General features: G+C 60.9%; 17 protein-coding genes and 1 tRNA gene. 6 read left to right on the plus strand and 12 right to left on the minus strand.

Going from position 1 to position 21,996, the window contains the following annotated elements; all coding sequences use genetic code 11:
• Positions 1 to 97: 97 nt before the first annotated feature.
• Both F0Q04_RS07455 and F0Q04_RS07460 read left to right on the plus strand, forming a co-directional pair.
• Positions 98 to 478: a hypothetical protein gene (locus F0Q04_RS07455; protein WP_182345081.1), complete on the plus strand. Its 381-nt coding sequence runs from the start codon at positions 98 to 100 to the stop codon at positions 476 to 478.
• Positions 479 to 1,768: 1,290 nt separating this feature from the next.
• Positions 1,769 to 2,035, plus strand: a complete 267-nt coding sequence (locus F0Q04_RS07460; RefSeq protein ID WP_182345082.1) for a hypothetical protein — start codon at positions 1,769 to 1,771, stop codon at positions 2,033 to 2,035.
• Between the two features lie 376 nt (positions 2,036 to 2,411).
• On the opposite strand, the gene F0Q04_RS07465 is transcribed toward F0Q04_RS07460, so the two are convergent.
• Together F0Q04_RS07465 and F0Q04_RS07470 are read right to left on the minus strand one after the other, a co-directional pair.
• A complete protein-coding gene (locus F0Q04_RS07465) occupies positions 2,412 to 4,067 on the minus strand; it encodes a sensor histidine kinase (RefSeq protein ID WP_182345083.1) in 1,656 nt (551 codons plus the stop codon).
• Positions 4,068 to 5,279: 1,212 nt separating this feature from the next.
• Positions 5,280 to 5,354 (minus strand) — tRNA-Arg (locus F0Q04_RS07470).
• A gap of 207 nt (positions 5,355 to 5,561) precedes the next feature.
• On the opposite strand from F0Q04_RS07470, the gene F0Q04_RS07475 reads away from it, so the two are divergent.
• Positions 5,562 to 6,263: an MOSC domain-containing protein gene (locus F0Q04_RS07475; protein WP_182345084.1), complete on the plus strand. Its 702-nt coding sequence runs from the start codon at positions 5,562 to 5,564 to the stop codon at positions 6,261 to 6,263.
• A gap of 129 nt (positions 6,264 to 6,392) precedes the next feature.
• Here F0Q04_RS07475 and F0Q04_RS07480 read toward each other — a convergent pair whose 3' ends face one another.
• The 3 genes from F0Q04_RS07480 to F0Q04_RS07490 are packed head-to-tail and all read right to left on the minus strand — an operon-like array spanning position 6,393 to position 13,870.
• A complete protein-coding gene (locus F0Q04_RS07480) occupies positions 6,393 to 10,790 on the minus strand; it encodes a translocation/assembly module TamB domain-containing protein (protein ID WP_182345085.1) in 4,398 nt (1,465 codons plus the stop codon).
• 3 nt (positions 10,791 to 10,793) lie between these two features.
• Positions 10,794 to 12,680, minus strand: a complete 1,887-nt coding sequence (locus F0Q04_RS07485) for an autotransporter assembly complex protein TamA (protein ID WP_182345086.1) — start codon at positions 12,678 to 12,680, stop codon at positions 10,794 to 10,796.
• A gap of 2 nt (positions 12,681 to 12,682) precedes the next feature.
• Positions 12,683 to 13,870, minus strand: a complete 1,188-nt coding sequence (locus F0Q04_RS07490; protein ID WP_021025348.1) for a vWA domain-containing protein — start codon at positions 13,868 to 13,870, stop codon at positions 12,683 to 12,685.
• 73 nt (positions 13,871 to 13,943) lie between these two features.
• Here F0Q04_RS07490 and F0Q04_RS07495 point away from each other — a divergent pair, with 73 nt between their 5' ends.
• Positions 13,944 to 14,537 (plus strand): hypothetical protein, encoded by a 594-nt coding sequence (locus F0Q04_RS07495; protein ID WP_182345087.1) that lies wholly within the window; start codon positions 13,944 to 13,946, stop codon positions 14,535 to 14,537.
• A 19-nt stretch (positions 14,538 to 14,556) separates the two neighbouring features.
• On the opposite strand, the gene F0Q04_RS07500 is transcribed toward F0Q04_RS07495, so the two are convergent.
• Genes F0Q04_RS07500 through F0Q04_RS07510 form a run of 3 tightly spaced genes read right to left on the minus strand, consistent with a single transcriptional unit; the run spans position 14,557 to position 16,249 of the window.
• A complete protein-coding gene (locus F0Q04_RS07500) occupies positions 14,557 to 15,150 on the minus strand; it encodes a GNAT family N-acetyltransferase (protein ID WP_116924673.1) in 594 nt (197 codons plus the stop codon).
• A 9-nt stretch (positions 15,151 to 15,159) separates the two neighbouring features.
• Positions 15,160 to 15,387 (minus strand): hypothetical protein, encoded by a 228-nt coding sequence (locus F0Q04_RS07505; protein WP_021025345.1) that lies wholly within the window; start codon positions 15,385 to 15,387, stop codon positions 15,160 to 15,162.
• A 7-nt stretch (positions 15,388 to 15,394) separates the two neighbouring features.
• Entirely contained in the window at positions 15,395 to 16,249 is an 855-nt protein-coding gene (locus F0Q04_RS07510) for an AAA family ATPase (protein WP_021025344.1), read from the minus strand.
• Between the two features lie 103 nt (positions 16,250 to 16,352).
• Here F0Q04_RS07510 and F0Q04_RS07515 point away from each other — a divergent pair, with 103 nt between their 5' ends.
• Positions 16,353 to 17,033 carry a c-type cytochrome gene (locus tag F0Q04_RS07515; RefSeq protein ID WP_182345088.1) on the plus strand — a complete coding sequence of 227 codons (681 nt, stop codon included), beginning with the start codon at positions 16,353 to 16,355 and terminating at the stop codon, positions 17,031 to 17,033.
• Positions 17,034 to 17,061: 28 nt separating this feature from the next.
• Here F0Q04_RS07515 and F0Q04_RS07520 read toward each other — a convergent pair whose 3' ends face one another.
• A complete protein-coding gene (locus F0Q04_RS07520) occupies positions 17,062 to 17,496 on the minus strand; it encodes a DUF1841 family protein (protein WP_021025342.1) in 435 nt (144 codons plus the stop codon).
• Positions 17,497 to 17,569: 73 nt separating this feature from the next.
• Positions 17,570 to 19,444, minus strand: coding sequence for a glutathione-regulated potassium-efflux system protein KefC (kefC, locus tag F0Q04_RS07525; RefSeq protein WP_182345089.1), 1,875 nt, complete (start codon positions 19,442 to 19,444; stop codon positions 17,570 to 17,572).
• A 253-nt stretch (positions 19,445 to 19,697) separates the two neighbouring features.
• Here kefC and F0Q04_RS07530 point away from each other — a divergent pair, with 253 nt between their 5' ends.
• Positions 19,698 to 20,336: a LysE family transporter gene (locus F0Q04_RS07530; protein WP_116924678.1), complete on the plus strand. Its 639-nt coding sequence runs from the start codon at positions 19,698 to 19,700 to the stop codon at positions 20,334 to 20,336.
• A gap of 310 nt (positions 20,337 to 20,646) precedes the next feature.
• Here the strand turns inward: F0Q04_RS07530 and trmL are convergent, their stop codons facing one another.
• Both trmL and F0Q04_RS07540 read right to left on the minus strand, forming a co-directional pair.
• A complete protein-coding gene (gene trmL / locus F0Q04_RS07535) occupies positions 20,647 to 21,132 on the minus strand; it encodes a tRNA (uridine(34)/cytosine(34)/5-carboxymethylaminomethyluridine(34)-2'-O)-methyltransferase TrmL (protein ID WP_182345090.1) in 486 nt (161 codons plus the stop codon).
• A 64-nt stretch (positions 21,133 to 21,196) separates the two neighbouring features.
• Positions 21,197 to 21,964, minus strand: coding sequence for a ComF family protein (locus F0Q04_RS07540; protein ID WP_232539541.1), 768 nt, complete (start codon positions 21,962 to 21,964; stop codon positions 21,197 to 21,199).
• Between the last annotated feature and the right edge of the window lie 32 nt (positions 21,965 to 21,996).

Here is a 21,996-nt window from a genome sequence, read left to right on the forward strand (position 1 = left end):
TGGCAGTTCAAATGGACGATGTGCAGCGCAGCACTTGAGGGTTGCTTTTGCGGGCCCTAACCGGCTTATTTCGATGAAGTCTGACGCCATTTGAGCCATGACTTGGCTGGGTAGACCGAAGCAGGTGTTCTATCGCTGTCTATGGATGCGTTGCATTCTCGACACCCCGCGATGCCAGCGTATGTATGCCGGAAAAATCGAAATTCTCCAGCATGTCTTTGACGAGGACAGTCATGGCTCCTGGCGAACCTCAAGACAGGCGTTGATTTTGATGAGCGTGCTAGGCTTGCGCGTGCTGAGCGCCTGCACCGCAACACCGACAGTCGAGCCGCCACTTATCGCGCGCAAGCCCAAGCCGACGCCGCTGCCCGCGGCGATCTTGCAGATAAAGCCGCAGCCCTCGACCGACAGCTTGCAGAAGGCCTCGGTGTGGTCGCAAGCCTCGGAGGCGACCTTAAGCGACGAGACGCCGAAGTAGCCGCGCTGTGCGACCAGGTGCAGTTTCTGCCTCGTACAAGCGCATCAAGAGCGAGGCACTCTTGGCACAAACCATCGCTGAAATGGAGCGAGCAACGTTGTCGCCAGGATAGCAAGCGTGGCCGTGGAAGGTCCAAAATCTAGACCTGGTGCCGTGTCGCCAGGAGAGTCGTCCTGCCAATCATCTGCTGTCACCCGATATATTTGGCCCACAGTCAACCCAGACATGTTGCGGCGCATCTCACCTCTGGCGCGAGACGTAGCCGTAACACTGTCAAAAGAGGCTTCGTTTAGCCAAGCCGCTTTAATGCGCCACCTGGAAACACAGTGGCTCCATGTGGTGTGACAAGGTAGGAAGCGCCATCGAACGCCCAGGTGCCTCCGCATGTCGGCTGTCCATACTCTGCCGCTGGCTCAGCACGAGGGTAGAACATGTTCGCGGGGCCGATACCAGTTGCCATGGGAGATGCGCGGTTCAATCCCACAGTGCAGAATTGCAGCTGATCTAAGAAGGCGAGCGTTTGCGCTTTGACTGGCTGGATGGAACCGATTGCTGCAAAAAACATAACACACAGCAGCTGGCGCATTGGCCGAAGAAATCTTGAGGGCATAAATCACTAACTTTGTTCTTACGCGTTTACGCACAATCAGCACGAAATCATCAATCTTAAACAACTGATCTTTTATGTAAATTTGGAGGATTATGTTCCCTCAACTGAGTGTTCCAATTTGTATTATTCATTCGCCTGCAGTTGCATTAGAGGTTACACCTTCCAACCTACTTATGTAGCCTCCTACTAACCAGGTTTTGAGCAAAGTCAGCCTGTTGCAATAGCACCCGTGATCTGCTTATAGCGTGGTTGAACGGTGGCTGCGGCAACCAGGCCTGCAGACAAAAATAGAAATAGCCTCCCCGGCGCCACTACGGCACTGGCGAGGCTATTTTTTTGTTTGGGGGCCATTGCACCTTGGCTAAACTGTATTTTATCCAGTGATAAGGATGACCCTATGCAGATCGATCAGGTTGCCATCGCGGTGCTAGGTACAAGTGCCGCTTGGCTGTCGCAAGCCCGCGCTGAGAGCTTCCCGCGCTGGGCGTGCATCTTCGCATGCCGGGCCAGCCGTTCTGGTTCTACGGCTCTTGGAAGTCCGAGCAATAGGGAATTTTCGCAGTCAGTGTGCTCTATGCGCTGGCCTGGATGAAGGGGCTGTGGATCCATTGGATTTGGCCTACAGCCAGCACCGTGGCGGTGGAGAAAATAAGCTCCGTTGATCCAATCCGGAGTAACAAATGATCCAGAGCCTGCACATCGAAAAAAGCGCGCCCGGTCAGTATCTGGCCAGGGTCATGAATGAGTATTCAGAGGCCTTGAGTTTCACCGCCAGCTCAATCGCTGGAGCGATAAGGGACACCGCTCAGATGCTGCCCAAGGCTCGCGCCTTCCACATTTGGTATGAGCATGTGAGCATTGGCACAACCCCTGTGATGCACATGCAGCATGATCCCGAAACGCTGGCCTCCCGGCTGAAGCTGTTGCATGTGCAGTTCTGGGGCTGAACATTGACAAACCCGCATTCTAGATTGACAAAGCCCTGTTCTGGGTTGACACACTGAGGTTCGTACAGGGTTGTCCTCAACCGGTGGTTTGCACAGAATCGCAAACCGGCACTATCGAGCCTGACTCGACACCCCCATGTTGCTTTTTCCCGCCTACACTGGAGGTCAAGGAAATCAATATCCGGCTGCAAACGGACAACACCAGTTCTTGAATGCAACCTTTCCTGAGGTTCCATTTTAGCACCCTTGCTGACTGATAATTGAAAGGCCTAGCACTTCGACGACCGCTTTGCGCGTAGCTCGTTCATCTCGATAGAGCCGGTCGAGGCTTGAGCAATGGCAGTCTGGATGACCAGGGCTTTAAATTGCAGATGCGCTATGGCTGTCTTTGAGTGCATTCCTGGACTCGCAATGCCAGCGTATGTATACCGGAGAAATCGAAATTTTCCAACATTCCTCTGAGCTGGGTTATTAATGGGGCGCAGCTAGGATCTTGGCTATGGAATTCGACCCAGTTTTCAATATCCGTTAGACGGCCATGCAATGCTAGGCTGGCGAGCTCATCCAGGGCTGCATCCTCCGGTAGAGCCTGCTTGGACCAGTCCATATCTTGCAGCACGTCGCTATAGCCTGTCTTGCTTGGTGGGACAACAGACCAACTCGATTCAGTGTCTTCTATCTCAAGCATGGGCAATGCAAATGAAAACGTGGAACCTTTACCAACGCGGCTGGACACACGCAAGGTACTGCCCATGGCCGAAAGAATGCGCTGCGCAATGAACAAGCCCAACCCTGTGCTTCCGCTTGCTGCTTGGATCTGCTGAAAAGCCCCAAATATATCGATGTTTGAAGTCAAATCAATCCCAATTCCTGTGTCGCTTACCGCGAAATGCAGATAGCGACCTCCTTCATTAGAATCCAGAGTTACCGATAGCGTTACGACCCCATCATGCGTAAATTTCGCTGAGTTAGAAAGTAAATTAAGGAGTACTTGACGCAGTCGATTGCCGTCCACATCAATCAATGTCGGAACTCTTGATGGAAGTTGACAATGGAAGCAGTTCTTCTGTCTTAAACATAAAGCAGTAGCATATTCTGAAATATCTTCCAACAAAGGAAGTAAATAGGTTAATTCGGATATCAGGGCTAGTGGCTGCAATTCAAGCTTCGAGTAGTCCTGTAGCTCATCGATCAAACTTAATTGATATTTAATATTATTTTGAATAGATATCAGAGATTTTCTTTGTGCATCGGTAGCATCATTGAGTAGTAGCTCGGTATATCCAGAAATAGTAGCCAGGGGCGCACGAAGATCGTGACTGATAAAACCTAAAGTTTCTGTTTTTTGTTGATTTTTAACTTTGGCATCAACAATAGTTTTTTGCTGAAGTAAATAGTTCCCGTTGATCATCAAGCAGATGGCGGTGATTGGCATCACTGCGCAAAAAACAAAAACGTAAACAATTTGAATATAAGAAGATTCCCTTGGATTAGAGGGTATTAGGTCAGGTATAAATAAAGTGACAAATCGAATCAAATAAACCAAGCTTTCGATGGCAAGCGAGGTGGTAAGTAAGCGGTTAACGAAAGACTTTTCACCATATCTAATAACGGTGAGGAATTGAATGAAAACAAATACAAACAAAAAAGAAGTAAAGCTCATCAGTCTATACTGATAATTTGCATTACCCCACATAAACCAAAGAACCAAGACCTCGGAAATTAGCATGCAGGGTATGATAAAATACCCTATCAAAGGCCGGTCATAAAACCTCCTGATACCAAGGGTTTGCACGGCCACACCTAGCGTCAACAAGCCATTTCCAGCAGAAGAGTAAATTGTTGGATTATCACCAAACCAGCCGACATACAAGCACACTGCTAAAGTAGCAATTAAAAAACCAAGTGTGTATAGTCCAATTCTCTTAACACCAATTTGGCGAGTATGGTTGGACAAAACCAGAGGAATAAGTGCGAGCCCTGAAACGAAGGCGGACGTGGCAAAGAATAAATTGTAGTTAATCGCGATCATCTTGAGCTCGTTATCAGACCACCCTCAACACAACTTAATAATGCCAATAGTTATCAACGGGCGCATGGAGTCCATGCCAAGTATGAAATTGACACCGACTATGCGTCGTCACCAGACATGCACAGGGGCTGCCACACATCGGCTTTGGATGCTCTCATCAAGACTTCTGATGGAAACAATAGGAATCCTTGCCATTGGTGCAGTTGGATGGATGGCTGCTTAGCGATCACGAGGGTCACAACTGTTCTTATTGCTAGCAGCATCACATTGTGGCTTGGACGATGCAGCCTGCATAAATGGGCATTCCCTTACTGAGCTTGTAGTGACAGACATACAACGCGGGGGGGTATCGCTAAGCCCGCTGATGAAGGCTCCGTGGTGGCGTGTCATGCCATGACTATGGAACGGTCACGCGTCAGGGAAGTGAGATGTGAGTTACATCTAGAAGGCGACCGTTCAACGCAAGTCATGTCCCTGATAGCCGTAGGGGCTATGCATCAAGGATGCATTCAGGAATCGACTGCCACTTGCAGGTAACGATGCAAAGCAAGCATTGACTAGCGAGCCGCGAACGATAGCAACGTTTCGGTAGCGCCTGCACGGCGATAGCGGCATCTAGCAGACACTTGGAGTGCCCTGATGGCCAGCGTCGGCTACTTCGCTGAAAGCAGTCACTGGTTCGGCTCGAACCTCGGTACTCGGATGACCGCTATGAGTTTATGACCGAACGCACACGATGCGGCCATGGGAGGCAGCAACCGCTGCGCATCAGACATTGGCATCAAAGGTGTGAACGAGAGCAGCGGGTCGATAGCCGTCATCCTTAACTTCAGTGGCTCGGTCCAAGATACAAAAAATCCGCAAAAAGCCGGATAACGCAGGTCAGATCTTTCAAGCAATTTGGCCCAGGTCAGCCAATCAATGCAAAGGGTGGGGCTCGCCGGGTTTGGGCAACAGGCGCGCCTCGCTCTAGAGCCGCGCCGGAGCGACTATAGCCTTGCGCTGGAGCCAGTAGTGGGTGGCAGCGAACAATGGTCTGCGCCGGCCGGCTTTCGCCGCCCCAGACAAAGACGAGCGCAGGAATGCAGTACGCACCAATGAAAAAACCAGCTAACGACCTGCCGAAATAGGTCTAATTAGTCTGGTTTTGTCCCGGTCTTGTCCCGTTGGTGTTTTTATAGCGCTTATGTGCTTGATTCCATTGCAGAATCTTGGTCCCCCCGACAGGAATCGAACCTGTATCTAGCGCTTAGGAGGCACTCGTTCTATCCATTGAACTACGGAGAGGGACAGCGGTGTATTGTAGAGGACTTGCAAAGCTCCCAAGCCAATCTGCGACCTCACGACGCTGGTGCCTTCCGTTTCGACATGGTTGGGGCGCGGGGGCTCAGCGCCGCCTGCCGCGAGAGCGTCTCTGCACCGCTGGCCATTCCCAGCATGGGAAGTGCAAAATGGCAGCGCATGTTCCCCGTTCATCCCATCCCACTTCCCTCCTTGGCCGACCTCCAAGACAGCTGGCAGCCCATGGGTACGCTGCAGGCGCTCTACGTCAGGATGGGCCAGGAGCCTGAACCCCGTTCAGTGGCCGAAGTTCAGGCCCTGGGAGGCTATGGGCTGGCGGGAGACCGGCATGCTTCCTCGTTATCCCCCCGGCAGTTGCTCGTCGCCGGCACCGATGCCTACCAGCGCTGGGGCTTGGCGGAAGGCTCGCTCCGAGAGAATATACGGGTGGATTTCTCCACCAGCGAGCTGGCCTCCGGTGATCTGTTGCGCATGGGCAGCGAGGTCGTCATCGCGATCACCTTCCTCTGTGAACCTTGCCGGTTGCTGGAGCGCAGGTGCTCGGGGACGCTGGCTTCGATCGGCCGAGACAGAGGCATGCTCGCTCGCGTGTTGAGAGGCGGAACCATTCGCCGTGGTGCCGGGGTATCGCTGTGCCGAGCCAAGGGGCCAGCCTTTAGCGACCAGTGGCAGGAGAGGGTTCAACACGTGGCCTGCGCGGTGCCGGAGGGTTCCTGGATCAGCTATCGGCAGCTCGCTGAGATGGCAGGCGTGCAAACGGCCTACTGCAGAGCTTTCCCCAAGGTACTGTCCCAGCTCCCAGAGCGCATGGCCGCCAGAGTGAGGAGCCAGCGCGATGCGCCGGGCGTTGCGCCGTGGTCCGGTGCTGGATTCTTCGATATGGGCATGGATTGATGCCTATGCTGCCAGCGCAACGCTGAGCCCAACGTCTGCGGAACCCCTGGCAAACAGGCCCCCGCCGTTTGGCAACTGCAGGGGCCTGTCATAGGTCACATCGCGCATGGCACGCGCTCATGGGCTCCATCAGTCATAGCGCAAGGTATAGATCAGGTCCAGCGCGCTGGTCGTACCGGCTGAGCCGCGCAGCTGCAGGTTGCGTGTGAAGTCGTAGAAGATGTACAGCGCACCCAAGGTGCCGGCCAGGCCCGCTTCGTAGGTCACGTACAGGTCTTGCGACAGGCGCTTGCCGACGGACAGGCTGGCGGAATCGCGGTCGGTGCCGCCGATGCCGATCTCGTCAAAGCCCAGGCTCTTGGCGATATTGCCGGTCACGCTCTCGCCCGAGCCTCCGCTCAGCAAAGCCAGTGCGGCCTGCTGTATCAGCGCACTGCTGGCGCCACCTTGGCCAGGATCACGGCCCATGACCACCCAAGAGATCTTTTCCGCATCGGGCATCTCCGGGTTGGAATACAGGCTCACGCGCGGCGCCTGCGCCGAGCCGCTGACCTGCACGCCGGCCTTGACGGCGATATTGGGGCGCAGCGCCAGAATATCGAGTGAGGGGTTGTTGTAGGGGCCGTTGAAGCGGATCAGGCCGGTTTCCACATTCAGCACCTGGCCCCAGGCGCGGTAGCGGCCTTCTTCCGTGCTGATGACGCCGGTGATGCGCGGCATGCCGATGCCGGCGCTGCCGCTGCTTTGCACATTGAGTGTGCCAGTGAGGCGCGTGGTGATTCCATAGCCTTGCAGCGCAAAGTCACGGCCCATGTCCAGCTTGATATTCAGGATCAGCGGCTTGGCGGGCTCGACCCGGCCGGCGGGGGCATCGAGCTTGGCCTGCGCGGCCTTGGCCGCTTCTTGCTTGGCTTTTTCTGCGGCGGCTGCGCGGCTGGCCTTGGTGCTGACCACCACATCGCTGCCCAGCTTGGGCGAGGATTCATCGGCCAGCATGATGCTGGCGCGGTCCACCTTCAGGTCGCCAGTGATGCTGAGCTGGCCCTGCTGCAGCTGGCTGCGCACCTGGCCCGAGACGCTGACCTGGCGGTCGGCGCGCACCAGCACCTGCAGCGCCTTGGCCTGGGTGCGGATGTCCATGCGGATATCGGGCGCGGCGCCGTTTTGCGGCATGGTCCAGCTGATGGTGCCGGTGGCATCGAGCGTGCCGCCGCTGGTGGGCGCGGCCGTCAGGTTGCCGCTGTAGCCGGCAATGCGCGCGCGGCTGCCTTCGCCGCCGTCAAAGTGCAGGCTTTGCAGCTCCAGCGTATTGCCGTTAAGCTGGGCGCGCAGGCTTCCGTTGCGCAGGTCCACGCCATCCAGTTGCGACTGGATATGCATCTTGTCTGCGGTGATGGTGCCGCTCCAGCGTGGGTCTTGCAGGTTGCCCGCCAGCTGCACATTGGCCGCCAGGCTGCCGGCCACGCGCCAGCCCGGTGGGGCAAAGCTGGCCCAGATGCCCAGGTCAGGCATTTGGGCCTGCACGTTGCCGGACAGCGGTGCATCGGGGGCCACGGTGGCGCCCAGGTAGTTCTTGCCATCGTACTGCAGCGCGGTTTGCACATCGGCCGTGAGCTGGCCGGCGTTGACCGAATCCCATTGCACGCGGCTGCGCACTTGGCGGTCCTGCACGGTTAGCTCGACCTTGGCGGTGCGGATGCGGGCGATGATCGTCTGGCCTTCGGCCGAGAAGGCCTTGGAGACCGCGCCTTCCTTGCCGCTCGAGTGGAAGGTGACGTTTGTGGGCGCGCTGCCCTGGGTGTGCAGCTGCAGATCGCCGCTGGCGCGCTCGATCTCGACCTTGGCGTTGAGGCCGTTTTGTGTGTTGACATCCCAGCGGCCCTGGACCACCAGGTCAGAGTCAAAAGGGCTGTGCTTTTGCGCCTGGCTGGGATCGGGCTTTTGGAAGGCACGGATCCAGCGCAGGGGCAGGCCTTGCAGGCTGCCGGTGCTTTGCAGCTGCACGGCCTGGTCGGCACCTTGGCTGAACTGCAGGGGGTTCCATTGCAGGGTGACCGTGCCGGGCTCGGGCCCGGTCAGCTGCAACTGGCTGGCGCCGGTGCTGGCGCGCAGTGGCTGGTTGCTGGCGGGCAGCTGCAGTTTGAAGTCCAGCGGCTGCTGCAGCTGCACCTGCCACGGCGCCTTATTGGGCGGCAGCGTGGCGCGCGCCTGCAGCTTGCTCAAGGCGCCGCTCCACTGTTTGGCCGCCGTGCTGTTGGCGGCCAGGCTGACCTGGGCGGCCATCTGCTGCTCGCCATGCTGGGCTTGGGCACGCAGATCAAGCTGCACTTTTTTGAGGTTGCCGACCAGCGCCAGCTCGGTATCGCGCAGCTGCCACAGGTCCGCGGCATCGGCGCTGGTGCGCACGCTCAGCTGCGGGGTGGTGATGTTGGCATCGAGCGCAAAGGGCTGGCCGCCGGTGGGAATGCCCGCAGGCAGCTGGGCCAGCAGCCCCGCTTGCTGCAGCTGGCGCAGCGCATCGCCATAGCCGCCGCTAAAGCGCAGCTTGGCGTCGAGGCTGCCCTGGGCCAGCATGCCGTCGGGCAGCGTCTGGGCCATGCCGGGCAGCTTGCGCAGCCATTGCAGCAGTTGCTCGGCACTGCTCAGACGCAGTGCGATGGTGCCCTGGCCTTGCTGGGGCGCGGCCTGGGCCTTGGCGTCCAGGTTGGCACCGGGCGCCTGCACCGACAGCTCGCCCGCGCCACTGCGCTGGTCGATGTTGGCGGTCAGCTGCTTGGCGCTGATGTGGGCGCCCAGCGCATCGATCTGCGCGCTTTGCAGCTCCAGCTCGGGCGCTTTCCACTGGCCCTTGGCGATCACGCGGTCGATCGGCAAGCTGGTGCTCGCTGCTGTGGCCTTGGCCGGTGTGCGGCGGTCGGACGTGATGTTGGCGTCAAACACAATGGCGTCGTTTTGCGACTGGGCCGACAGGCTGCCAGACAGCGGTGCACTGTCGATGCGGGTGTCGACCAGCGCCGGGTTGATCGCGCGCAGCGCCGCCTGGATGCCGGCATGGTGGTCCGCCAGGCGGTAGTGGCCTTGGGCACTCAGGCTGCCGCTGCCCAGTTGCACCTGGCTGCCGCCTAGCACATCAACACGCTGGCCATCAAACAGCGCATGGGTCTGCACGGCGCTAACGGGCAGGTGCTGGTGGTTGATAGGGCCGGGCAGGGCGTTGCTGAGGTCGATCTGGATATCGAGCGGCACCGGCAGCAGCGCAGGGGGCGCGGCGGGCTTGGTATCTGAGGTGTCTGAACCTGCTGGTGCAGCGCTGCTGGTGGCCATGGGGTCCACCGGCACATCCAACAGTGCGGGCGCTGGATGGGCGGCATGTGTGCTGCTGAGCAGATCAGCGGCCGCCTCCGTCACAGTCAGCTGGCCATTGAGCAAGGTGGTGGGCAGGCTGGGCAAAAAGGCAGCCAGGTTGACGCTTTGCAGCTGGGCTTGCGCGGGGCCCAGCGGCCAGGGGCGCCAGGGGTAGACGGTGGCATCGACGTTGGCCTGCATCGGCGCGGCGCCCGCCAGCGCCTGGGCGGAACGGGCGGCCTGGGCCTTGGCGGCTTTCTCTTGTGCCGACGGCGCCTTGGCGGCCGTCTTTTTGCGGGCGGCAGTGGGTGCCGGTGCATCGGCCGCCGTGGGCTTGGCGGCCACTGCTTCAAACTGCGGCTTGACCTGGGCCTGCACGCGCAAGGCGGCATCCAGGCCGGACAAGGTGCCGGTCACTTGCACACCGGCATCGGCCAGGATGGCGGGCAGGGTGTCGGTGGCTGGCTGGTCCAGCAGGGCTTTCAGATCGGCAGCGATCTGCATGGGCGCCAGTGCATCCACATCGGCTTTGAGCTGCAGGCGGCTGTTGAAGGCCTCGACCTTGTCGATCTGCAGCTGGTGCTTGTCAGCGGCATAGCGGTAGTGGCCCTGCAGTTGCGTGACGGTGATGGGCTTGGGCGCAGCCCAGACGATCTCGTCCACCGAGAAGGGCACCTCCAGCACGCGCAGAGGCAGGGGCAACTGCTCCAGTGGCTGGCTGGGTTCCTTGGGCTTGTCGATGCCCGAAGGGGTGAGGGTGACCTTGGCGATATGGATGGGCGCCAGGCGTAGCTCGCGGTCCCAAATCTTGTCCAGGCTCCAGCCAATGGTGGCTTGGTCCACCTGTACGCTGATCGACGGATTGCTCCACTGCAGCTGGCCAATGCTGCCGCCGCCGCGCAGGCTGCCTTGTACATCCTGGGCTTGCAGCTGCATGTCGGCCGGCAAAAAGCGCTGGGCCAGGGTGATGGTGCGGGCGAGCGAGTCGTTCTGCCCGCTCCACCACCAGGCGCCGCCCACGAGGGCGGCCAGCAGCACGATGAGGGCAATGAACAACCACAGCAGTGCGCGCGCGGCGCGCCACAGGCCGCTGCGCTTTTTTGGGGAGGAAGGGCCGCTGGGCGGCGACGCCGCCGGCTGCGCTGCGCTGGCGGTGGGTGCGGTTGCGTGTGTATCTGCCATGTTTTAGAAGCTGTATCCCAGACGCAAATGCAAGCGGAAGCGTTCGTCTTTCAAGCCATAGGCCACATCGGCCTGCAGCGCGCCCACGGGGCTGCGCCAGCGCAGGCCCGTGCCAATGCCCCAGTAGGGCGACAGATCACCGGCCTTGTCGGCGACCGAGCCCACATCGGCAAACACGGCCGATTCCCAGGCGCTGATCTCGCCATTGCGCACCAGGGGGCGCTGGTACTCGACACTGCCCACATACATGTAGCGGCCGCCATAGACCTGGTCATCGGCCACGCGGGTGCCGATCTTCTTGTAGCCGTAGCCGCGCACGGTGGTGTCACCACCGGTGATGAACAGCTGGGTGGCCGGGATCACCGCAGAGTCCTTGGCCAGGATGGCGCCGCCTTCGGCCCGCAGCGCAATGCGGGCGCTGCGCGAGCTGCCGTTGGGTGCGGTGACCTTGCCCGCTGGCACAAAGCCTTGCCAGCGCAGCAGGCTGCGCACAAAGGGGTCGCGGTCCGGCGTGATGGTGTAGCCCGCGCCCAGCTCGGCGGCAATGCCGTAGCCGCGCGTGGGGTCGGTGTTGTTGTTGAAATAGCGGCCCGTCCAGCCGTAGTTGACGCTCAGGGCGCTACTGGACGGAATCTTTTCCTGGCCCTGCACCGACGAAAAGTCGTACTGCAAGAACGCGCTGCGGTCGATATGGTCGCTGCTTTTTTTGTGGCCGCCGCGCAGCTGCATGGAGTTGACGGTGAAGTCGCCATTGAGCTCGCGCTTGACCTCGCCCGCGCCAAAGTAGGCCCAGCCACTTTCCTTGGGCAGATCGGTCCATTCGGTGGACAGCAGCTTCTTGTCACGCTCGAAAGAGAACTTGCTCACCGCCCGCCAGCCCAGCCAGGGCATCTTGTTGTGCGTGTGGTCCAGGCTCAGGCGCGGCCCGGTGTCGGTGGACATACCGATACCGAACACCACCTTTTGCATCTTGGCCTCGCGCACCTGGGCGATCACCGGTGCTTCCTTGGGGTTGGCGGTGTCGGTGTCCAGCGTCAGAAACACCGAGTCGTAGTAGCCGCTGCCCGCCAGCCGGGTCTGGGCGTCGAGCATGTCGGCCTCACTGTAGTTCTGGCCGCTGGGCAGGCGCGCAATGCGGGCTATGCCTTGGGCGTCGTAGCGCTCGGCGCCTTCGATGCGCAGCGGACCAAACTTGTAGAGCGGGCCGCTGTCGTAGCCCACCGAGAGCTTGGCCTCGTTGGTATCACCATCGATATTGGCCTGGCTGTTGCTGATCTTGGCCGTGGGGTAGCGGTTGCGCTGCAGGCTGCGCAGGCCCTCGGACTTGGCGCTGCTCCATTCTTTCTGGGTAAAGCCCTCGCCGGGCTGCAGATCCCAGTTGCGCTCAAAGCGCGCGCGGCGTGCGGGAAAGTTCTTCTCCTGGGTCACTTCGCCGCTGTAGTCCAGTTCCACCTCGGTCACCTTGGTCTGCGGGCCGGGTTCGACCTCAATGACCAGCTGCGGGCGCGCCTGGCTGTTTTCTGCCGATATGCCGCTGTCGGCGGGAGCCGCTCCGGTGTCATAGGCATCGATCTTGATCTCGGGGCTGAAGTAGCCCAAGGTGCCCATCAGCTCACGCACATCTTCATCGGCGCCGCCCAGCAGGCGCGTCATCTCCGTCATTTGCAGGCCGGGAAAGTTGCGGTAGCGCTTGAGCTCCACATACTGCTCCAGGTATTCGCGCACCTTCTTGGGGGCCTTGACGGTGATATCAAACGCGGGCTCACTGCTGGCATGCGTCGCGGAGTCGTCCGCGTCATCGGCCTTGGGAGTGCTGCTGCAGCCTGCGAGCAGGGCAGCAGTAAGAATAAAAAACGCCGGCAGAACCGGCGTTGTCAGACGGTGTCGCATGGTCACTTTGACAGCAAGCGCATGGTGTCCTCCAGCCCTTTGAGTGACAGAGGGAACATACGATCGCCTACGAGTTGTTGTATCAGGCTGATGCTTTGGCGATATTGCCACACGCCTTGCGGCTCCGGATTGATCCAGGCGTGTTTCGGAAAGGCATGGGTCAATCGCTTCAGCCACTCGGCCCCAGGTTCCTCATTGTTGTACTCAACAGAGCCCCCGGCTTGTAGGACTTCGTATGGACTCATTGTGGCATCGCCCACAAAGATGAGTTTGTAATCTTTGTTATATTTTCTGATGATGTCCCAGGTGGGGAATTTCTCAGCGTAGCGGCGTTTATTGTTCTTCCACATATAGTCGTAGACGCAATTGTGAAAATAATAAAACTCGAGGTGCTTGAACTCGCTTTTGACGGCGCTGAATAATTCCTCGACGCGTTGAATATGGTCGTCCATGGTGCCGCCCACATCCATCAGCAGCAGTACCTTCACATGGTTATGGCGCTCGGGCACCATCTTGATATCGAGGTAGCCGGCATTGGCGGCGGTCGCGCGGATGGTGTCTGGCAGGTCCAGCTCCAGTTCATTACCTTCACGGGCAAAGCGGCGCAGGCGGCGCAGTGCCACCTTGATATTGCGGGTGCCCAGCTCCTGGGTGTCGTCGTAATCGCGGTAGGCGCGCTGCTCCCAGACCTTGACGGCGCTGCGGCTCTTGCCCGGGCCGCCAATGCGCACGCCTGCCGGGTTATAGCCACCATGGCCAAAGGGGCTGGTGCCGTTGGTGCCAATCCATTTGTTGCCGCCTTCGTGCCGGCCTTTTTGCTCTTCCAGGCGTTTTTTGAGCGTCTCCATCAGCTCGTCCCAGCCCATCGCCTCGATGGCAGCCTTTTGCTCGGCGCTGAGCTCTTTTTCCAGCACCTGCTTGAGCCAGTCCTCGGGCAGCTCCTTCTTCCAGTCGGTGAGCATCTCCATGCCCTTGAAGTAGGCGCCAAAGGCCTGGTCGAACTTGTCGAACAGCTTTTCATCCTTGACCAGGCATAGCCGGGCCAGAAAATAAAAATCGTCCAGGCTCCAGGCGTCCTCGGAGCGGGGCCCGGCCAGGCCCTTGTCCAGGGCTTCGAGCAAGGTGAGCAGCTCCTTGACAGACACTGGCAACTTGGCCGCGCGCAAGGTGTAGAAAAAGTCTATCAACATGGTCTTGTAAACAATCCGTAACAGTTTGGCGCTAGCCTTTCCAGTCTAACGGGTACTCAAAAGGCAAGCTGTCATGGTGATGATCAAAACGGACAAGGCACGCCAGGCGTTGCGTGACCGCGGCAGCCTGTCCGTGCAGGAGCGCCAGATTCTGATCTTGTGCGATGGCAACCGCTCGCGTCAAGAGATCGCGCGTTGGGTCGGGGACAGCGCTGGCAGCGTGCTCGATGCCTTGGTCACGGCAGGTTATCTGGCGATGCAGCAGCCACCCGCTCCACCACCTCCGGCTCCCGCACCGCCACCGCCACCGCCTCCCGTCGCAGCACCTGCGCCCGTGCCTGCGCCAGTGCAGGTGGCGCCCAGCCCGGCCGCCGCGCCCGTGTATGTCGAGCAAACGCGAGCCAGCCAGGGCAGCAAACGCTCGCTGGCGGGCTGCAAGATGTATGCGGTGGGGATTTTGCAGATGCAGCGCAGTGCCGATGCAATGGCGCTTGCCGTGCGGGTGCAGCAGGCCAGCGACGAAACCGAGCTGCTCCTGGGCCTGGTGGATATGGTCACCTTCCTCGAGCAGATGACCAACACCGGCTATGCCGACAATGTCAAAACCCATCTGCGCCAGATTCTGCCGGAGCAGTACCTGGGCGTGCTGAACCTGCAGACGGCTTAAATCAGCCGTTTCTTTAATCTCAGCGCGGCTGGTTCAGCAGGTACAGCAGCTGCGCCTTGGCCTCGGGCCATTCACCGGCGAGCATGCTGTAGAGCACGGTGTCGCGCACGGTGCCATCGCGGCGCGGTGCATGGTGGCGGATGACGCCGTCCTTCTTGGCGCCCAGGCGCTCAATCGCCCGCTGGCTGGCAAAGTTGTAGTTGTCGGTGCGCCAGCCCACGACGGCGGCGCCCAGCGTCTCAAAGGCATGGGTCAGCAGCAGCAGCTTGCAGGTGGTGTTGACATGGCTGCGCTGCACGCTGCGGGCGTACCAGGTGTAGCCAATCTCCACGCGTTTGAGCGCCGGCACGATGTCGTGGTAGCTGCTGGTGCCCAGCAGCTGGCCGCTGGCCTCGTCCACCACCGCAAAGGGCATGCGGCTGCCCGCTTCGCGCATCGCCAGTGCCTGCTCGATGTAGGCGCGGGTGTTCTCGGGCTCGGGCACCGAGGTGACGCGGATGTTCCACAGCTCACCGTCTTGCGCGGCGGCGCGCAGGCCCGCCTCATGCGCCAAGGTCAGCGGGGTCAGCAGCACGCCACGGGCGCGCAGTTCGGTGGGTTCTACAAAGGCCATTGCCTCGTCCTATTCAGTGTGGTTGTTGCGGCGGATGCGCCAGCGCCGGGCCAGTTGCAGGCCGGCGCCGCCGCCCAGGCCCACCAGCGCAATGGCGGCGATGCTGCTGGCGCCATAGCCTTCGGAGAACAGCTGCCAGCCCAGCAGTGCGCCAATGCCCCAGCCCAGCAGCGCGCCGGCGAGAAAACCGGCTGCATCGCTCAGCCCTTCGATCAGCAGTTGCTGTGGGGTGGCCATGGCGGTTTTAGCGGTTGCGCTGGTTCATGAACACCAGCTTTTCAAACAGGCTCACATCCTGCTCGTTTTTCAGCAACGCGCCCACCAGCGGCGGGATGGCGATTTTCTGGTCGGCCGTCTGCAGCACTTCGGGCGGAATGTCCTCGGCCACCAGCAGTTTGAGCCAGTCGATCAGCTCGCTGGTGGAGGGCTTTTTCTTCAGGCCAGGCAGGTTGCGGATGTCAAAGAACACCTTCATCGCCGCCGACAGCAGCTCCTGCTTGAGCGCAGGAAAGTGCACGGCCACGATCTGCTGCATGGTCTCGGCATCAGGGAACTTGATGTAGTGGAAAAAGCAGCGGCGCAGGAAAGCGTCCGGCAGCTCCTTTTCGTTGTTCGAGGTGATGACCACCAGCGGGCGGTGCTTGGCGCGGATCATCTGGCGCGTCTCGTAGCAGTAGAACTCCATGCGATCGATTTCGCGCAAGAGGTCATTGGGGAATTCGATATCCGCCTTGTCGATCTCGTCGATCAGCAGCGCCACCGGCGCGTCGGCCGTGAAGGCCTGCCACAGCACGCCTTTGAGGATGTAGTTGTTGATGTCCTTGACGCGGGCTGCGCTCTCGGGGTCGGCGAGCTGGCTGTCACGCAGACGACTGACCGCATCGTACTCATACAAACCCTGCTGGGCCTTGGTGGTGGACTTGATATGCCACTGCAGCAGCGGCATGCCTAGCGCCTGTGCAACCTCCTCCGCCAGCATGGTTTTCCCTGTCCCTGGTTCCCCCTTGACGAGAAGCGGTCTTTGAAGGGTAATTGCCGCATTGACCGCCAGCATGAGGTCATTGGTCGCGACGTAGTTCTGTGTGCCTTGGAATTTCATGGAAGTGGATGCAGAATCGTGATGACGGGGCCAGTACAGCGTTGACTATAAACCCAGATCTCCGCATCACTGCGGCGGCCTGAACCACACGATTGTGCGCACAATGAATAAAAGATGGACCACGATATTTGCCTTGCTTGTCGCCTCAGCGACCGGCGCAGTCTGCGCGCAGGAGATCAAGGGCAATGCCAAGGCGGCTGAGGGCAAGGTGGCGATGTGCATCGGCTGCCACGGCATTGTGGGCTACAAGGCCAGCTTCCCCGAGGTCTACCAGGTGCCCAAGATTTCGGGCCAGAGCGAAAAATACATCGACGCTGCCTTGCATGCCTACAAGAAGGGCGACCGCAAACATCCGACGATGCGCGCCATTGCCGATTCGCTGAGCGAGCAAGATATTGCCGATCTGGCCGCCTACTACGCGCAGCACACGGTGGGCGAGACCCAGCTGGCGGATAAACCGTCCAAGGTGCCCAGCGCCGAGGTGGCCGAACTGCTGAAAAAGGGCACCTGCGTGAGCTGCCATGGCGACAACTTCTCCAAGCCGCTCGATCCCTCGTACGCCAAGCTCGGCGGCCAGCATCCCGACTACCTCTACGCGGCACTCAAGTCCTACACCATCGAGAAAAACGCCCGCATCGGCCGCAACCACCCGATCATGGTGGGCATGGCCAAGCAGCTGACCCACGCCGAGATGAAGGCGCTGGCCAACTACATTGGCAGCCTGGATGGTCCGCTGCAAATCGTGCCCGAGTCGCGTTTTCGCAGCAAGCAGGCCTCCAACTGACACCTGAGTCTGGCCAGTGGTTGGCCGCTCAGTCTTTGGTGGCCTGGCGCTGCACGGCCGCCACATAGGCATTGCCGTCCGGTGGGCGGCCCGAGCGCTGGCTCTCCCACAGCATCGTGCCCAGGCATTCCATGGCCACATGGTGGGCGTCGTGCAACGAACCCAGGCGCTTGGCCAGCAGCTCCACCGCCTGGCGAATGCCGCGCGGCTGGTCAATGCTGCACTGCTCGCTGATCGACAGGTGCATCGACAGGTGCAGGAAGGGATTGGTCTTTTCCGGCGTGAGGTCGTAGTTGCGGGCAATGGCCGCGTCCACATCGCTCAGGTCTTCGCGGTATTCCGGGTGCTCATCGATCCACAGGCTGGCCAGGGTTTCGATGGCCTCCATCGGCTGGCCCGCCTGGTGCTTGGCATAGGCGGCGCAGAAAAATCGCCGGACATCGGCTTGGGAGGGGTTGAACATAGGGCGCACAGCGTAGCATGCGCTTGGCAGCGACGCTGGGCTGTGGTTAAGGCGGTGGGGGGATGGCCGGCGCTCAGATCTGGCTGTGCGGGTCTTCGGGCGGCGGCGGGTAGGGGCTGCTCGGTGCGTCCTTGGCTTCCTGCACCTGCTCTTGCCTTTCCTGCCGCTCGCGCGCCATTTGCTCGACCAGTTGTTCACGTCCCTGCTTGGCAACGGCGAGCATGGTTTCGCGGTCATGGTGGTGTTCGTACATCTTGTCCGACAGCTCGATGTTGTGCGCGCGGAACACCGTCACCACGTACTGGGCGTCTTCGGCGCTGTAGCCCATCAGCTCCAGCGCCTTCTCGGCCGTCTGCAGGCTGGAGTCAAACACCTCGCGGTCGACATGGTGCACGCCCATGTCGCGCAGCGCATACCAGTGCGCCACATCCTTGGCCCGGGCGACGATCTTGAGGTGCGGAAAATGCTGCTGCACCAGGCGCACGATCTGGTTGGTCTGCAGCTCGTCATCCACGGCAATCACCATGACTTCGGCCTTCTCGGCGCCGGCAATACGCAGCAGGTCCTGGCGCGTGGCATCGCCGTAGAACACCCGGTAGCCAAAGTTCTGCGCCACTTCCAGCATCTCCACGCTGTGGTCGAGGATCACCGCCTTGATGCCCTGGCTCAGCAGCACGCGGGTGACGATCTGGCCGTAGCGGCCAAAACCGGCGATCAGCACGGTGGCCTCCTGCTGCTCACTCAGCTCAGGCGGCACATCGTCGCCCTTGGCCAGGTTGGCAAAGCGGGGCATCAGCCAGCGGTCCATCGCCGCCACGATGAGCGGCGTGGCCACCATCGAGATGGCGACCGAGCCGATCAGCAGGGACGACTGCTGGGGCGTCAGGATGCGCTGCGCTTGAGCCGCGCTGAACACCACAAAGGCGAACTCGCCGCCTTGGGCCAGCAGCAGGGTAAACAGCGGGCGCTCCTGCACCGGCATGCGCAGCAGCTTGGCCAGCCCATAGATGACCACGGACTTGATCAGCAGGAACATCAGCACCAGCACCAGCATGGTGAGCGGCGCCTGCAGGATGACCGCGAAATCGATGCTCATGCCCACCGCGATGAAGAACAGGCCCAGCAGCAGGCCCTTGAAGGGCTCGATATCGGTCTCGAGCTCGGCGCGGAACTCGCTGTCGGCCAGCAGCACACCGGCGAGAAAGGCGCCCAGCGCCATCGACAGGCCAATCTGTAGCATCAAAAAGGCAATGCCCACGACCAGCAGCAAGGCGGTGGCGGTCGATATCTCGCGCGACTCGCTTTGCGCAATCCAGCGCAGCACCGGGCGCAGCAGGTAGCGGCCCACCAGAATCACGGCCACGATGATGGCCAGGGTCTTGCCGATCTCCAGCAGGATGTTGCCGTCGTTCTGCGCCGCCTGGTGGCCCACGGCCAGCAGCGGAATCATGGCCAGGATCGGGATGGCGGCCACGTCCTGAAACAGCAAAATCGCAAAGCTGGTCTTGCCGCTGGTGGTGGACATCAGGTTGCGCTCGGCAATGCTTTGCAGTGCGATCGCGGTCGATGACAGCGCCAGGCCCAGCGCTGCAATCAGCGCCAGATGCCAGTCATAGCCAAAAGCCAGGCCCGCTGCAAAGAGCCCGGCGGTGCACAGCAGCACCTGGGCGGTGCCCACGCCGAAGATGGGCCGGCGCATGCTCCACAAGCGGCTGGGCTGCAGCTCCAGCCCGATCAGGAACAGCATCAGCACGACGCCGAATTCGGAGAAATGCAGGATGTCCTGCACATTGCTGACCAGCTGCAGGCCGCTGGGGCCGATGATGATGCCCGCGACCAGGTAGCCGATGATGGTGCCCAGGCCCAGCGCGCGGGAGATCGGCACCGCGATGACGGCTGCGGCCAGGTAGAGAAAGGTATAGGTAAGCCAGGCGGGAGCGTGTTCCATGCTTGCGTTTTGTTATCGGTGTTTTGTCGTTGCGGTGCACAGATTACTTTTATTTGCCGGGTCACGGTAATTTATTGCAATGTTTTGCGGTTGGCGCAGGTGGGTATTGCCGCCTTAGCTATCAAAAAGGGATGTGCGGATGCTCGGCAATGGCAGCGGCGCCCACGGGCCTGGCCGGGCCGCGCGATAATCGCCGCTTTGCCCCGCAGGGGCTGCGTTGGTGGCAGACGGCTCTGCTGCCTCAGGATGGACCATGGATTTGCATACTTGGATGGCGTATCTCGTTGCGGCTTGCATCATTGCCGTATCTCCCGGATCGGGCGCCGTGTTGTCAATGAGCCACGGGCTCTCGTACGGCGTGCGCAAGACCAGCGCCACCATCCTGGGCCTGCAATTGGGCCTGCTCCTGATCCTGCTGATTGCCGGGGCCGGTGTCGGCTCGCTGTTGATCGCTTCGGAGACGGCTTTCAATGTCGTCAAGATCGTCGGGGCCTGCTACCTGATCTATATCGGCTTTTCCCAGTGGCGCGCCAAGGGCGGCATCATGGACACCCAGGCCGAGCAGCCCGCCAGCGGCAGCTGGCAAAAGCGGGCGCTGAGCGGCTTTTTGACCAATGCCACCAACCCCAAGGGCATCATCTTCATGGTGGCGGTGCTGCCCCAGTTCATGACCTCCGAGCGGCCGCTGTGGCTGCAGTTGCTGATTCTGGCGGCCACCACCTTGGCCGTCGACACCGTGGTGATGCATGGCTACGCGGGCAGCGCCAGCGTGCTGCGCCGCCTGCTGCGCGACAGCCGCGCCATGCGTATCCAGAACAAGGTGTTTGGCGGCCTGCTGATGCTGGTGGGCATGGGCCTGTTTTTCGTCAAGCGCTCGCAAAGCGCGGCTTGAGCCTAAGAACCTGTTTAAAGTCTCCTCGCGCCGCGACAGTGTCTTTGCGAGATGGGATGCGAGGCACAGCGCGCAGCCAATAGCCAGCTATTGGCAAGCGCTGCAACGAAGCAGACCGCTCGCAAAGCCACTGTCCCTACGGGTTGGAGTGAAATCGGGCGATTTCTTCGCGCTGGCCCTTGCTTGCACCCCGGTGCAAGCTGCGTTCCATCCCTTCGAACTCATCCCGATTGCACTCCAACGCGGCTGCGAAGAGACTTTGAACAGGTTCTCAGACATGCCCCGCTGAGGTTGCGGGGCAGGTGGGTAGTTACTGCGCTGGCGTGCCGTCCGGCATCGCAAAGCCATTCTGGCGCCAGGCCTCGAACACCGTCACCGCCACCGCATTGGACAAGTTCAGGCTGCGCTGGCCCGCCACCATCGGCAGGCGCACGCGCTGGCTGGTGGGAAAACCCTCGCGCAGCGCCACTGGCAAGCCCCGGGTTTCACAGCCAAACACCAGCCAGTCGCCGGGCTGAAAGCGCACATCAAACGCCGGGCTGCTGCCATGGGTGGTCATCGCAAACATGCGGTCGGCGGCAGGCTGCATGCGTTCGATAAAGGCGTCCCAATGGGCATGGCGCTGGGTGGCGGCGTACTCGTGGTAGTCCAGGCCGGCGCGGCGCATCAAGCGGTCTTCCATCGAAAAGCCCAGCGGCTCGATCAGGTGCAAGCGGCTGCCGGTATTGGCACACAGGCGGATCACATTACCGGTGTTGGGAGGGATTTCGGGTTCGACCAGGACGACGTTGAACATGGCAAATGCGCAAAAACAAGGGCGCCAGTGTAGCGGCCCCGCCAAACAAGGGTGGACCGCTGCGCTATTGGCCGGGCGCCGGCGTTCTGGCAAACACCAGCGCCTGCACCGCTGGCGCGCCTTGCGCCTGCAGCAGCTGCGCCACCGCGCCCAAGGTGGCGCCGGTGGTCATCACATCATCGATCAGCAATGGGCACGCACCCAGATCCTGCGCTTGCAGGCCCGGGCGCAGCGCAAAGGCATGGCGCAGGTTGCGCAGCCGGGCAGCGCGCCCTAGGCCGGCCTGGGCGGGCGTGTCCACCAGACGCTGCAGGTAGCGCGGCTGCACGGTTGCCAGTCGCAGCGAGACAGGGGCCTGGCGGCGCAGTGCCTTGGCCAGCAGCAGTGCCTGGTTGTAGCCGCGCTCGCGCATGCGGGCAGCAGACAGCGGCACGGGCAGGATGACGCTGGCCTGCTGCAGACTGGCCAGCACCCCCGGCGTGTGCAGCAGCAACTGCGCCATGCGGTTTGCCCATGCCAGCTGCTGGTGAAATTTGAGCCGCAGCACCAGGGCATCCCAAGGCGGGCTATAGTCCACGGCGGCATGGCAGCGCTGCAACAGCGGCGCATCGCGCAGGCAGCCGGCGCAGACCTCGGTGCTGGCCGGCAGCGGCAGTGCGCAGCGGCTGCAGCGGCGCAGACCCGGCTGCCAGCAGACGCTGGCGCAGGCCGTGCAGATCCAGTCACTGGGCCAGCTGCGGCAGACTAGGCACTGGCTGGGCCAGTGGCCCAGCACCTGGGCCGCACGCTGCCACAGGCTGGGCCGGTGTTTCTCGGGTGTGGCTGCTGTCATCGCTTTAATACCAATCAATAATCTGCGCGCCA

Origin of the sequence: Comamonas koreensis (assembly GCF_014076495.1) — a bacterium.
GTDB classification, from domain to species: Bacteria; Pseudomonadota; Gammaproteobacteria; order Burkholderiales; family Burkholderiaceae_C; genus Comamonas; species Comamonas squillarum.